We start from the raw sequence: 12,979 nt of genomic DNA, 5'->3' as shown, positions 1-12,979 counted from the left end.
GTTACGAGCCTTTTGGCCAGGAACAATAGCAGCCCACCGCCAGGGTGTGCGTGGCATTCACCTCGCGCCCCGCTCCAAGGGCCTTCAAGATCGGCTCAATAAAACTGTTGCTGGAATTGCACGTCAGGCCTTCGCTGTAGGGCCCGAAATACGCGAGTTTGCCGCTGCGATCCCAAATGCCCACCGCCGGGCTGGCGGGCACTTGGTCGGCGCCGGGCAGGGCGGTGAGGGTTTTCATTGTGCGCAGGTTGTCAGGCAGTTGGCCGTGGCTGCCGGGTTTTTGCAGCGCATAGAACTCGACGCCTTGGGGGGCGTAGTGCTCGATCAGTTCGCCCAGGTGTTGTTGGTTGCCGACATTGCACGGGCAGGCCGGGTCCCAAAAGTGGACCAAGCGGATCGGGCCTGGGCCGGCGAGCTCGGCCGGCAGCTTCAATGGGTCGCCGGAAAACACCGCCGTGTGTTCGCTGAAGGCGCGCAGGTAGCGGCCCTGGAACCAGTCATACGCGGCCCACAGCACGCCGGTGCAGATAACCACGATAAGGCTGGCGAACAGGGCGGTGCGGTAGGGCTGTCGCATTCAGATGTATCCTCAGAGGTCGCGTAGCTTGCCATGCTTGTCCTGACAGATGAATATCGCAGCTCGATATTCATCTCTGCCGTAAGTCTGGAACCCTTTATGCCTGTGACCTTTGACCCCGATCATCTGCGCGAAAGCTTGCGGCCCCTGGTGGATGCGCAACCGCTTTCAGCTGAGGCGCGGGTCTACCAGCGTTTCTACGGGCTGGATCTGGCCGCGCGCGCAGTACCGGCGGTCAGCCGTCTGGGGCGTTTCGAGGTGGATGGGTTTCAGGTGGTCGCGCAGGTGTGGTGGCCGCCCAAGCCTGTGGCGACGATGTTTATGTTCCACGGCTTCTACGACCATATGGGGCTGTATCGCCATGTGGTGGACTGGGCGCTGGACCAGGGGTTTGTGGTGATCGCGTGCGATTTGCCGGGCCACGGGTTGTCCAGTGGCGAGCGCGCCAGCATTGATGATTTTGCGGTGTACCAGCATGTGGTGCAGGCACTGTTCGCCGAGGCCCAAGCGCTGCAACTGCCGCAACCCTGGCACCTGTTCGGGCAAAGCACCGGCGGGGCGGTGGTGGTGGATCACTTGCTCAACCATGGCGCCGACAGCCCGGCCCAGGGCAAGACCTTTCTGCTGTCACCGTTGGTGCGACCGCGTGCCTGGGGTTGGTCGCAAGTCAGCTATTACGTGCTGCGGCCGTTCGTCAAAGGCATTGCGCGGCGCTTCAGCGAGAACACCCACGATCCCGAGTTCAAGCCGTTTCTTGAGGCTGATCCGCTACAGCCGCGCCAACTGCCTACCGCCTGGGTCGGTGCATTGGCGCGCTGGATCAAGCGTATCGAGGCTGCACCGCGCAGTTTGCGGCGCCCGGTGATTGTGCAGGGTGAGGAAGACATGACGGTGGACTGGCAGCACAACCTGCAGGTGCTGCGCGGCAAGTTCGACAGGCCCGAGGTGTTGATGCTGCCGCGTGGCAGGCATCATTTGGCGAATGAGATTGCGGAGATTCGTGAGGCGTACTTCCGCTATTTAACGGACCACCTGAAGTAACGCGATGCAAATGTGGGAGCAGGCAAGCCAGCTCCCACACTTGTTACGGTGCCAGGCTTGAAGTGCTTTGGCCGACTGCCAGCCCTGCACGAATCGCCGCCAACGCCGCCTGGTAATACGCCTTACCTTCCGACGACTCCGCAAACGTAGCGAATTCTTCCAACTCAGGGTCAGATAAATCCCGATAAACGTACAGCAGCGTGTTGTTCAGATCCTTGTCGATCTGCTGCATCAACCGCTCACGCTGGCCATTCAACATGCCCTGGGCCTGACCGCCGCCCAACAGGCCGGGGATCATCTGGCTCAGGCTGTCGGCCGCCACGCCGGCAATCGCCAGGCTGACTTCCGCACCGGCCTCACGGGCTGGCAAGGCCTGGGCCAGGTGGCCGATGATCAGGCTGCGGGTGGCGTCGGCTTGGATTTTTGGCAGGCCCTGAGCGTTTTTCGCCAGTTGGTCGCGGCGCGTCGCCAGCAACTCGGCGGCGACAATCTTGCGGCCCAAGGGCGATTGAAAAAACGCCAGGGCAGGCTTCGGGTCCGCCAGGTTCTTGCGCAATTGCGCCTCGGCACGCTGGTCCATGGCCTGGGCGGCAAAGCGTTTATTGCTGTTGTCCACCAGCGCCTGATACACCGCTGGCGGCAGGCTGTTGCGGTAGCGTTGCTGGGCCGCACTGAGGGCGTCATTGAAATGCGCACGTTGTTCGGCCCAGCCGGCGACCTTGTACAACTGGTCATGGCCGTCTGCCCAGGCGGGCAAAACGCAGAACATCAGCAAGGAAAAAAACAAACGACGCATATGGACTCCTGTCAGTCGGCCACTATTGTCCGTGTCGGGCGTAGGATTTGTCGAGAAGTCCTATCGGTCACCTGACTAAAGTGTATTCAGACGCTCGGCGGCTCTGTCGGATTCACAAGCGTATGGATACTATGCGCGCCATGCAAATACCCCTCGATCACCCGCTGTTGCAACGCATTGTCGACGACCTGGCCGAAAAAGGCTGGTCCCGACAAGACGGCTTTCTGCCCCAGGCTCTGACCCTGGAACTGGCGGCTGAGTGCCGTAAACGTGCGGCCGAAGGTGAATTGGCCCCGGCGGCGGTCGGGCGCGGACCGGCCCAAGAGATTCGCGAAGGTATTCGCGGTGACCATATCCAATGGCTGGAAGAGGGCGATGCAGCAGTCTGCGACACCTATATGGCGTTGATGGACAGCCTGCGCCTGGCAATGAACCGTGGCCTGTTTCTCGGCCTCGAAGACTTCGAAAGCCACTTCGCGATGTACCCGCCGGGCGCGTTTTACCTCAAGCACCTGGACCGGTTCCGTGACGATGATAGGCGCATGGTCTCGGCGGTGATCTACTTGAACAACGCCTGGCTGCCCGAGCATGGCGGCCAGTTGCGCATGTACCTCAAGGACGGCGTCGAATACGACGTGGTGCCCACCGGTGGTAGCCTGGTGGTGTTCCTGTCGGGCGAGGTGCCCCACGAAGTCATGCCCGCTAAGCGCGAACGCCTGTCCCTCACTGGCTGGTTTCGCCGGCGGGGCAACGAGCCGTTTTGAGCATGGAAAAGATTCTGGTCAGCCGTTGCCTGCTTGGGCACAAGGTGCGCTACGACGGCGCGGCGAGCGGGCCGTTCGACCAACTGGCGGCGTGGCAAGCCGAAGGGCGAGTGGTTGCGATCTGCCCGGAAGTGTCCGGTGGCTTGCCAACGCCGCGCCCACCCGCCGAGATCTCGGGCGGGCAAGGTGTAGAGGTGTGGGAAGGCCGCGCCCAGGTGCTGACCGCCGAGGGCGAAGACTTCAGCGCTGCCTTTCTCGATGGCGCGAGCCAGGCCTTGGCGCTGGTGCAGCGCCATGACATCCGCATCGCCGTGCTCAAGGCGAATAGTCCGTCTTGTGGAAACTTGCTGACGTACGACGGCACCTTCAGCGGCGTGAAGGTGAGCGGCGAAGGCGTGACGGCAGCGCTGCTCAAACAGCATGGCGTGCAGGTGTTCAGTGAGTTGGAGTTGCCTGAGGCGTTAGTAGCGCTGGCGCAGCTATCGAAACCTGTGTAGGTCAAAATGTGGGGGCTGACCGAGTCAAATCCGAAAAATCACTGTGCCTTGGCTACCGGGGGCTCGCTCTCAAGCCACTTCTGGGCCAACGCCTTCAATCGGCCATCGGCCTTCACCCGCCCCAGCGCCTTATCCAGACTCGCCTTGAATGCCGGGTTACCTTTCTGGAACGGGATCGCCAACTCAGGCTTATCGCTGTAAGGCTCACTGAAATCGAACCGATCCTGCAGCTCGGCAGTCATAGCGATATGGTTGATCGCTACGTCGTACTTGCCGCTTTCCACACCTGGCAACAGGTCGGCATCATCGGTGGTGATAAATGACGGGCGCACGTCCATCTCTTTAGCCAGTTGTTCACCCAGTTCCACTTCGAAGCCGGTGAGTTTGTCGCCTTCCTTGAAGTTGAAGGGCGGGGTATTGGCTTCAAGGGCGATGCGCAGTTCGCCACGGTCATTGACGTCGTCGATCAGTTCGGCATGAGCCAAAGGGCTCAGAAGGGGAAGCAAAAGTAACAGGCCAGGCGAAAAGCGCATGGTCACTCCTAGAGAATTCGAATGTGCGAGGCGCCGTTCAGCATCGCTTTGCTATGGTGTTGAGTGCCTTGGACAGCAATTTGTCGCGAAGTTGTCATCAACCTACAGATTTCATGGAAAAACTGGAGAAGCGAATGAAAGCCTTTTTGTCCCGTGCCACCCTGGCCTCCTTGATGCTGGGTGCGTCTATGTTGGCTACCGCCGCAGACGGCATTCCGCGCAGTGCGCCGCCTGAAGGCGCCAAAGTATTCATCGTGTCGCCAAAAGACGGCGCCACTGTCGATAAAACCTTCACCGTCAAATTCGGCATGGAAGGTTTGAAACTCGCGCCTGCCACTGACCAGGCGCCAGGCACTGGCCACCACCACCTGCTGATCGACCAAAAAGAACTGCCTGACGCCAGCGTGCCCATCCCGGCCACCGACACCGTGATCCACTACGGCAAGGCCCAGACCGAAACCGAACTGACCCTCACCCCAGGCAAGCACACCTTGCAACTGGTGGCCGGCGACAAACTGCACATGCAGTTCAACCCGACTGTAGCGTCGAAAGTCATCACGGTTAACGTTAAGTAAGATTTGTTCAGATGAAAAAAAGGGAGCCCCGAGGGGCTCCCTTTCTCGTGGTGCGATCGAAACCTTAGAACAACACGCGGCTACGAATCGTGCCGTTGATGTGCTGCAGCTTCTCTTGCGCCAGGTCCGAGTACTCGGCGTCGACGTCGATGACCACGTAGCCGACCTTCTCGTTGGTCTGCAGGAACTGACCGGAGATGTTGATGCCGTTTTCCGCGAAGACCTTGTTGATCTCCATCATCACGCCAGGAATGTTCTGGTGGATGTGCAGCAGACGGTGCTTGCCAGGGTGAGCCGGCAGCGCCACTTCCGGGAAGTTGACCGAGGACACGGACGTACCGTTGTCGCTGTACTTGACCAGTTTTTCCGACACTTCCAGGCCAATGTTGGCTTGGGCTTCAGCGGTTGAACCGCCGATGTGCGGGGTCAGGATCACGTTGTCCAAGCCACGTAGCGGGCTTTCGAAGATGTCGTCGTTGGAGCGCGGCTCCACCGGGAACACGTCGATAGCGGCGCCGATCAGGTGCTTGTCCTTGATCGCGTCGGCCAGGGCGTCCAGCTCGACCACAGTGCCGCGCGCTGCGTTGATCAGGATGCCGCCTTTCTTGATTGCGCGGATTTCCTTCTCGCCGATCATCCACTGGGTTTCAGTGGTTTCCGGAACGTGCAGGGTCACGATGTCGGACATACCCAGCAGCTCGGTCAGGCTCGACACTTGCGTGGCGTTGCCCAATGGCAGTTTGGTCAGGGTGTCGTAGAAGAACACCTGCATGCCCAGGCCTTCAGCCAGTACCGACAACTGCGTGCCGATCGAGCCGTAACCGACGATACCCAGCTTCTTGCCGCGGATTTCGAAGGAGTTGGCTGCGCTCTTGATCCAGCCGCCACGGTGGCAGGAAGCGTTCTTCTCAGGAATGCCACGCAGCAGCAGGATGGCCTCGGCCAGCACCAGCTCCGCAACGGAACGGGTGTTGGAGTACGGTGCGTTGAACACCGCGATGCCGCGCTCGCGCGCTGCGTTGAGGTCGACCTGGTTGGTACCGATGCAGAAACAACCGACAGCCACGAGCTTTTTGGCGTGGTCGAAGATCTCTTCGGTCAGCTGAGTGCGGGAGCGAATGCCGATAAAGTGCGCGTCGGCGATCTTTTCCTTTAACTGGGCTTCCGGCAGAGAACTGGTGATGTACTCAATGCTGGTGTACCCGGCAGCTTTCAGAACGTCGACAGCCGATGGGTGGACGCCTTCCAGAAGAAGGAACTTGATCTTGCTCTTATCGAGAGAAGTCTTGCTCATCTGCGTAAACCTGTATCCCGGAGAAAAATGGCAGGGAATCGGATCGAGTAAGCTGACCCGGACGGCAGGAAAGCCGTCACCGCAGAAACGCCCTTGGGCTCTGTCCTGCGGGGGCGGTATGCTAGCATACGCGCCCCGCTAAACACCTATTCCTGCGACGTGAAGCGTTCTCAGGATGACCATGAATTGTTCGAGAGTTCTGTCGATGACCCATCCTGCCCTGATTGATGAGCTGAAGACCCTGGTTGAGCCCGGCAAAGTGCTGACCGATGCAGACTCCCTGGAGGCTTACGGCAAGGATTGGACCAAGCATTTCGCACCCGCGCCGACCGCCATCGTCTTTCCCAAGACCATTGAGCAGGTCCAGGCCATCGTGCGTTGGGCCAATGCGCACAAGGTGGCGCTGGTGCCGTCCGGTGGGCGTACTGGCTTGTCGGCAGCCGCTGTGGCGGCCAACGGCGAAGTGGTTGTGTCATTCGACTATATGAACCAGATCCTCGACGTGAACCTCACTGACCGCACCGCCGTGTGCCAGCCGGGCGTGGTTACCAAGCAATTGCAGAACGTCGCCGAAGAAAAAGGCCTGTACTACCCGGTGGACTTCGCTTCGTCCGGTTCCAGCCAGATTGGCGGCAATATCGGCACCAATGCCGGTGGGATCAAGGTGATTCGCTACGGCATGACCCGTAACTGGGTGGCCGGCATGAAGGTCGTCACTGGCAAGGGTGATGTGCTTGAACTAAACCGCGACCTGATCAAGAACGCCACCGGCTACGACATGCGCCAGCTGTTTATCGGCGCCGAGGGCACCTTGGGCTTTGTGGTCGAAGCCACTATGCGCCTGGACCGTGCGCCGAAAAACCTGACGGCCATGGTGCTGGGGACCACCGATTTCGACTCGATCATGCCGGTATTGCACGCGTTCCAGAGCAAGCTGGACCTGACCGCCTTCGAGTTCTTTTCCGACAAAGCCCTGGCCAAAGTCCTCGGCCGTGGCGACGTGCCGGCGCCGTTCGAAACCGAATGCCCGTTCTATGCGCTGCTGGAATTCGAAGCCACCACCGAAGAAGTCGCCAACCATGCACTGGAAACGTTCGAACACTGCGTCGAGCAGGGTTGGGTGCTGGACGGCGTGATGAGCCAGAGCGAAACCCAGCTGCACAACCTGTGGAAACTGCGCGAGTACATCTCCGAGACCATTTCCCACTGGACGCCGTACAAGAACGACATCTCGGTCACCGTCTCCAAAGTACCGGCTTTCTTGAAGGAAATCGACGCGATCGTCGGCGAACACTACCCGGACTTCGAAATTGTCTGGTTCGGCCACATCGGCGACGGCAACCTGCACTTGAACATCCTCAAGCCGGAAAACCTCAGCAAGGATGAGTTCTTCGCCAAGTGCGCCACCGTGAACAAGTGGGTGTTTGAAACCGTCGAGAAGTACAACGGCTCAATCTCCGCTGAACACGGCGTGGGCATGACCAAGCGCGATTACCTGACCTACAGCCGCTCGCCGGTTGAAATCGAATACATGAAAGCAGTGAAAGCGGTGTTCGACCCGAACGGGATCATGAACCCCGGCAAGATTTTCGCTGTTTAACCGCCCCTGAAGGAGTCGTTTCATGAGCTACCAGCACAAGTATGTCGACGGCACCAACATCCACTTTCCGGTCGGTAAAGTGGTGTGTATCGGGCGTAACTACGCCGAACATGCCAAGGAACTGGACAACCCGGTGCCTACCGAGCCGTTGCTGTTCATCAAGCCGGGCAGTTGCGTGGTGCCGTTGGAAGGCGGTTTCAGCATTCCAACCGAGCGCGGCTCGGTGCATTACGAAGCGGAAATCGCGGTATTGATCGGCAAGCCTTTGTCGAACAAGCCCAGCCGTGAAGAAGTGCTCGACGCCATCTCCGGCTTCGCCCCGGCCCTGGACCTGACCCTGCGCGACAAGCAGGCCGAGCTGAAAGCCAAGGGCTTGCCGTGGGAAATCGCCAAGTCTTTCGACGGCGCGGCAGTCATCGCACCGTTCGTGGTGGGCAGTACGTTCCCGGACGTGACCGATATCGGCATCCGCCTGACCATCAATGGCGAAGTGCGCCAGGATGGCAACAGCGCGCAAATGCTCAACCCGATCATTCCGATGATCCAGCACATGGCCGGCTGCTTCTCGCTGCAAGCGGGTGATGTGATCCTCACCGGCACCCCGGCCGGCGTGGGCCCGCTGAATGTGGGTGATGAGCTGGTGCTGGAGCTGTCGGGTGTGAATCGCTTCGAAAGCAGCGTTCGCTAAACCCTGGCGAAACGCGGTTAAAAATGTGGGAGCGGGCTTGCCCGCGATGCAGGCACCTCGGTCATCTGACGTACCGAGTCGCCTGCATCGCGGGCAAGCCCGGCTCCCACAGGGTTTTGTGTGCGCCTGGAGTTTCCAGTTTTTTGCATTTTTTTCACACATCATCCGGATAATCCTCAGCCACTTGCACACGGGCACCTCGATCCTGTGCTATCACCTAACGCTGACTTTCCGGAAAAAGCACCCAATGGCCGTGCCCCTGCCTACCGTCACCCCCAAGCTGCGTTCCCGCCTTGCCCTGCGCTGGTATTCCTGGCTATTGCTGGCGGGCGTGATTGTGTACGGCGTTGCCTGGGCCATGCACTGGGATGATCGCGGCGTACTGTGGATGCTGGAACGCTTCGAAACCCCCGCCGAGCGCCAAGAGAGCGTGTGGCTGCCGGACTATCATGCCGTCATCGATGGCAAGCTTTTGCCGGGGATGGAGAAGGACGAGGCTTCGGACGTCTCCTACAACCCTCAGACCAAAACCCTGTTTTCCGTGATGGGCAAAAACCCATTCCTCGTCGAGTTGAGCCTGCAAGGCGATGTGTTGCGCAAGATGCCGCTCAATGGCTGGGATAACCCGGAAGGTATCACCGTGATGGAAAACGGTTTGATGGCGGTGGTCGATGAGCGCCAGCACACGGTGACCCTCGTCAAGGTCGTCGCCACCACCCAGCAATTGAACAAGGCTGACTTCCCGAGTTACGACCTGGGCCCCTCCAAGGATCAAAACAAAGCGTTTGAGGCCGTGGCTTGGGACAAGCCTAACCAGCAACTGGTGTTCGGTGAGGAACGCCCGCCGGCACTGTTTACCTGGAAAAGCGACGGCAGCCAGGCCCTGGTCGGCAGCAAGCAAAAGCTCGCCAGCACCGAGCTGGATATGCGTAACCTCTCGGCCCTGGCCGTCGACCCGCGGACCGGCCATTTACTGGTGCTGTCGGCTGATTCCCACCTGTTGCTGGAGCTGGACGAGAAGGGCGGGCAAGTCAGCTTCATGACCTTGCTCGGCGGTTTCAACGGCCTTAAAAACACCATTCCCCGTGCAGAGGGCGTGACCATGGACGACGACGGCACGCTGTACATGGTCAGCGAGCCAAACCTGTTCTATCGCTTCGAAAAACAGAAATAACGGACAGATTGCGTCGGATATTTCTCTATCAGCGGCATTCGCCAGACACTGGGGTACGTTTAAGTTTAAATTCAGACAGGCGTGATATTCATTCGCCACTTTTGAACTTGAGCCCCTCCGATGCGACGACTAGCCCGCCCCAAACCTATGTTCTTTATTCTTGCACTGATCGCCCTGGTCAGCGCCGGGGTCGTTGCGCAGCATTTTCGCCTGTTCGAGCGCGCTTGGTTCAACTGGCAAGTGTGGCGCAAGCCGGTGAATGAGCGCTCCATCGGCCTGGCGGACTACCGGGTAGCCCTGGAGGCCCAGGTGATCGAGGGGCTCAACGACGACGTCTCGGCTCTTACCTACGACCCAGTGCGCAAAAGCCTGTTTACCGTCACCAATAAAAACGCCGAACTGATCGAGTTGTCGCTGGAGGGCAAGATCCTGCGGCGTATTCCCTTGGTGGGATTTGGCGATGCCGAGGCGGTGGAATTTATCAGCGACAACACTTATGTCATTAGCGATGAGCGCCAGCAGCGCTTGATCAAGGTCCATGTGGATGACGACACCCAATTCCTCGACGCCGCCGATGCGGAGCAAATGACGCTGGGCCTGCACGTTGGCGGCAATAAGGGGTTTGAAGGCCTGGCGTACGACTCGGTGGGCAAGCGCCTGTTCGTCGCCAAGGAGCGCGACCCGATGCTGATCTATGAGGTCCATGGCTTTCCCCATTTCAAACCGGAAAAAACCTACTCGGTGCACGTGATCAACAACCCCAAGCGTGACGCCGGGCTGTTTGTGCGTGACCTCTCGAGCCTGCAATACGACGAGCGCAGCGGCCATCTCTTGGCGCTGTCGGATGAGTCGTTTCTGGTGCTGGAACTGGATATCGACGGTCGCCCGTTGAGCAGTCTGTCGCTGCTGAACGGGCGCCATGGCCTGAAGAAGCGCGTGCCCCAGGCGGAAGGGATCGCGATGGATGATGACGGTAACTTGTACCTGACCAGCGAGCCGAACCTGTTCTACGTGTTCAAGAAGCCAAATCCCTGAAGCACCACAGAACCAAATGTGGGAGCTGGCTTGCCTGCTCCCACATAAAGCACAGCCGGTGGGGTTAGGCCTTGAGGGTTTTCACACCGTCGGAAGTGCCCAGCAACAACACATCCGCCGGACGCGCCGCGAACAAACCATTGGTGACTACACCAACGATCGCGTTGATCTGCGTCTCAAGCGCCACCGGATTGGTGATCTGCATGTTGAACACGTCGAGGATGATGTTGCCGTTGTCAGTCAACACGCCTTCGCGGTACACCGGGTCGCCGCCCAGTTTCACCAACTCGCGGGCCACGTGGCTACGGGCCATCGGGATGACCTCAACCGGCAACGGGAACGCGCCGAGTACCGGCACCAGCTTGCTGGCGTCCGCGATGCAGATAAAGGTCTTGGCCACGGCCGCGACGATCTTCTCGCGGGTCAGGGCTGCGCCGCCGCCTTTGATCAAGTTCAGGTGTTCGTCGCTTTCATCGGCACCGTCAACGTAGAACTCCAGGTCGCTCACGGTGTTGAGCTCATACACCGGAATCCCATGGCCCTTGAGGCGCGCGGCGGTGGCTTCGGAGCTGGCCACGGCGCCGTCGAATGCGCCCTTGTGCTGAGCCAGTGCATCGATAAAGCAGTTGGCGGTGGAGCCGGTGCCGACACCGACGATGCTCTTGTCGTCGAGTTTAGGAAGGATTAAATCGACGGCGGCCTGGGCCACTGCCTGTTTGAGTTGATCCTGGGTCATGCGGGCTCCGGAACGGGCGGGGAGTAAAGAGGGGCGCGAGTATAACCCAACAAAACCTCTGGATTCGTGTGGTCGCCCGGCCGAACGCTGGGTTAGACTCCTTGGCCCTGCCCATCCCGCCCAGTGATTTCCGCCGATGCTTGAACAGTACGTCAAAAAGATCCTCACCTCGCGCGTTTACGACGTTGCCGTAGAAACCCCGTTGCAGACCGCCCGCCAGCTTTCCGAACGGCTGGGCAACAAGGTCTGGCTCAAGCGTGAAGACTTGCAGCCGGTGTTCTCGTTCAAGATTCGCGGCGCCTACAACAAGCTGACCCAACTGAGCGCCGAAGAGCGTGCGCGCGGTGTGGTCACGGCGTCGGCGGGCAACCATGCCCAGGGCCTAGCCCTGGCGGCCAAGGTACTGGGGGTGAAAGCCACTATTGTCATGCCCAAGACCACTCCGGAGATCAAGGTCGAAGGCGTGCGCTCGCGTGGCGGCAAAGTGGTGCTGCATGGCGATTCCTTCCCGGAAGCTCTGGCCTACTCGCTGAAACTGGTCGACGAAAAAGGCTACGTCTACATTCACCCCTACGATGATCCACACACCATTGCCGGGCAGGGCACCGTGGCGATGGAAATTCTGCGCCAGCACCCGGGGCCGCTGGACGCGATTTTTGTACCGGTGGGCGGCGGCGGGCTGATCGCGGGTATTGCGGCCTATGTGAAATACCTGCGCCCAGAGATCAAAATCATTGGCGTCGAACCGGACGATTCCAATTGCCTGCAAGCCGCGATGGCGGCGGGTGAGCGCGTGGTGCTGCCGACCGTGGGCCTCTTTGCCGATGGCGTGGCGGTGGCACAGATCGGCCAGCACACCTTCGACATCTGCAAGGACTACGTCGATGAAGTGATCACCGTGAGCACCGATGAAATCTGTGCGGCGATCAAGGATATCTACGACGACACCCGCTCCATCACCGAACCAGCGGGCGCCTTGGGCGTGGCAGGTATCAAGAAATACGTCGAGACCCGTGGCGTTACCGGGCAGACCCTGGTGGCGATCGACTCCGGCGCCAACGTCAACTTCGACCGCCTGCGCCATGTGGCCGAGCGCGCCGAGTTGGGTGAAGGCCGCGAAGCCATCATCGCCGTGACCATCCCCGAAAAGCCCGGCAGCTTCAAGGCGTTCTGCGAGGCTGTGGGCAAGCGCCAGATCACCGAATTCAACTATCGCTTCCACTCCGGCAGTGAGGCACACATTTTTGTCGGCGTGCAGACCCACCCGGAAACCGACCCGCGCAGCGCGCTGATCACCAGCCTCACCAGCCAGGGTTTCCCGGTGCTGGACCTGACCGAGAACGAGCTGGCCAAGTTGCACATCCGCCACATGGTCGGCGGCCATGCGGCCCACGTCAGCAATGAAGTGGTGTTTCGCTTCGAATTCCCGGAGCGTCCGGGCGCCTTGTTCAACTTTCTTAACAAATTGGGCGGGCGTTGGAACATCTCGATGTTCCACTATCGCAACCACGGCGCAGCAGACGGCCGTGTGGTCGCCGGCCTGCAAGTGCCGGCGGACGAGCGCCACCTGGTACCGGCAGCCCTGGAAGCCATCGGCTACCCGTACTGGGATGAAAGCGATAACCCGGCCTACACACTGTTCCTCGGATGAGCGACTACGCTGATTGGG

At 59.9% G+C, this 12,979-nt stretch carries 14 protein-coding genes; 9 read left to right on the top strand and 5 right to left on the bottom strand.

The window, feature by feature from the left end; genetic code table 11:
- Window position 1: 1 nt before the first annotated feature.
- Complete coding sequence (locus JBO08_RS12675; RefSeq protein WP_065880211.1) at window positions 2-577, bottom strand: DUF6436 domain-containing protein; 576 nt, start codon at window positions 575-577, stop codon at window positions 2-4.
- A 99-nt stretch (window positions 578-676) separates the two neighbouring features.
- Here JBO08_RS12675 and JBO08_RS12670 point away from each other — a divergent pair, with 99 nt between their 5' ends.
- Window positions 677-1,618: an alpha/beta hydrolase gene (locus JBO08_RS12670; protein WP_065946128.1), complete on the top strand. Its 942-nt coding sequence runs from the start codon at window positions 677-679 to the stop codon at window positions 1,616-1,618.
- 43 nt (window positions 1,619-1,661) lie between these two features.
- On the opposite strand, the gene JBO08_RS12665 is transcribed toward JBO08_RS12670, so the two are convergent.
- Window positions 1,662-2,414: a DUF2059 domain-containing protein gene (locus JBO08_RS12665; RefSeq protein WP_065874407.1), complete on the bottom strand. Its 753-nt coding sequence runs from the start codon at window positions 2,412-2,414 to the stop codon at window positions 1,662-1,664.
- A gap of 131 nt (window positions 2,415-2,545) precedes the next feature.
- On the opposite strand from JBO08_RS12665, the gene JBO08_RS12660 reads away from it, so the two are divergent.
- Complete coding sequence (locus JBO08_RS12660; protein WP_065946127.1) at window positions 2,546-3,178, top strand: 2OG-Fe(II) oxygenase; 633 nt, start codon at window positions 2,546-2,548, stop codon at window positions 3,176-3,178.
- A 2-nt stretch (window positions 3,179-3,180) separates the two neighbouring features.
- A complete protein-coding gene (locus JBO08_RS12655; protein WP_220074685.1) occupies window positions 3,181-3,675 on the top strand; it encodes a DUF523 domain-containing protein in 495 nt (164 codons plus the stop codon).
- A gap of 38 nt (window positions 3,676-3,713) precedes the next feature.
- Here JBO08_RS12655 and JBO08_RS12650 read toward each other — a convergent pair whose 3' ends face one another.
- Window positions 3,714-4,208 (bottom strand): transporter substrate-binding domain-containing protein, encoded by a 495-nt coding sequence (locus tag JBO08_RS12650; protein WP_065874404.1) that lies wholly within the window; start codon window positions 4,206-4,208, stop codon window positions 3,714-3,716.
- A 134-nt stretch (window positions 4,209-4,342) separates the two neighbouring features.
- Here JBO08_RS12650 and JBO08_RS12645 point away from each other — a divergent pair, with 134 nt between their 5' ends.
- A complete protein-coding gene (locus JBO08_RS12645) occupies window positions 4,343-4,783 on the top strand; it encodes a DUF4399 domain-containing protein (RefSeq protein ID WP_065874403.1) in 441 nt (146 codons plus the stop codon).
- 64 nt (window positions 4,784-4,847) lie between these two features.
- Here JBO08_RS12645 and serA read toward each other — a convergent pair whose 3' ends face one another.
- Window positions 4,848-6,077 (bottom strand): phosphoglycerate dehydrogenase, encoded by a 1,230-nt coding sequence (gene serA, locus JBO08_RS12640; protein ID WP_049711054.1) that lies wholly within the window; start codon window positions 6,075-6,077, stop codon window positions 4,848-4,850.
- Window positions 6,078-6,282: 205 nt separating this feature from the next.
- On the opposite strand from serA, the gene JBO08_RS12635 reads away from it, so the two are divergent.
- From JBO08_RS12635 to JBO08_RS12620, 4 genes are all read left to right on the top strand, one after another.
- Complete coding sequence (locus tag JBO08_RS12635) at window positions 6,283-7,677, top strand: FAD-binding oxidoreductase (RefSeq protein ID WP_065874402.1); 1,395 nt, start codon at window positions 6,283-6,285, stop codon at window positions 7,675-7,677.
- 22 nt (window positions 7,678-7,699) lie between these two features.
- Window positions 7,700-8,365, top strand: coding sequence for a fumarylacetoacetate hydrolase family protein (locus JBO08_RS12630; RefSeq protein ID WP_049711056.1), 666 nt, complete (start codon window positions 7,700-7,702; stop codon window positions 8,363-8,365).
- A 247-nt stretch (window positions 8,366-8,612) separates the two neighbouring features.
- Window positions 8,613-9,539, top strand: a complete 927-nt coding sequence (locus JBO08_RS12625; protein WP_065874401.1) for an SdiA-regulated domain-containing protein — start codon at window positions 8,613-8,615, stop codon at window positions 9,537-9,539.
- 120 nt (window positions 9,540-9,659) lie between these two features.
- Window positions 9,660-10,574 carry an SdiA-regulated domain-containing protein gene (locus tag JBO08_RS12620; RefSeq protein ID WP_065874400.1) on the top strand — a complete coding sequence of 305 codons (915 nt, stop codon included), beginning with the start codon at window positions 9,660-9,662 and terminating at the stop codon, window positions 10,572-10,574.
- Between the two features lie 64 nt (window positions 10,575-10,638).
- Here JBO08_RS12620 and rpiA read toward each other — a convergent pair whose 3' ends face one another.
- Window positions 10,639-11,310, bottom strand: coding sequence for a ribose-5-phosphate isomerase RpiA (gene rpiA / locus JBO08_RS12615; protein ID WP_065874399.1), 672 nt, complete (start codon window positions 11,308-11,310; stop codon window positions 10,639-10,641).
- 136 nt (window positions 11,311-11,446) lie between these two features.
- On the opposite strand from rpiA, the gene ilvA reads away from it, so the two are divergent.
- Entirely contained in the window at window positions 11,447-12,961 is a 1,515-nt protein-coding gene (ilvA, locus tag JBO08_RS12610) for a threonine ammonia-lyase, biosynthetic (protein ID WP_065880204.1), read from the top strand.
- Window positions 12,962-12,979 lie beyond the last annotated feature (18 nt).

Origin of the sequence: Pseudomonas sp. LAP_36, assembly GCF_019456785.1 — a bacterium.
In the GTDB taxonomy this organism is placed as follows: Bacteria; Pseudomonadota; Gammaproteobacteria; order Pseudomonadales; family Pseudomonadaceae; genus Aquipseudomonas; species Aquipseudomonas tritici.
The sequence above is the reverse complement of the archived record's forward strand: the minus strand, read 5'-3'. Positions and strand labels throughout refer to the sequence as shown.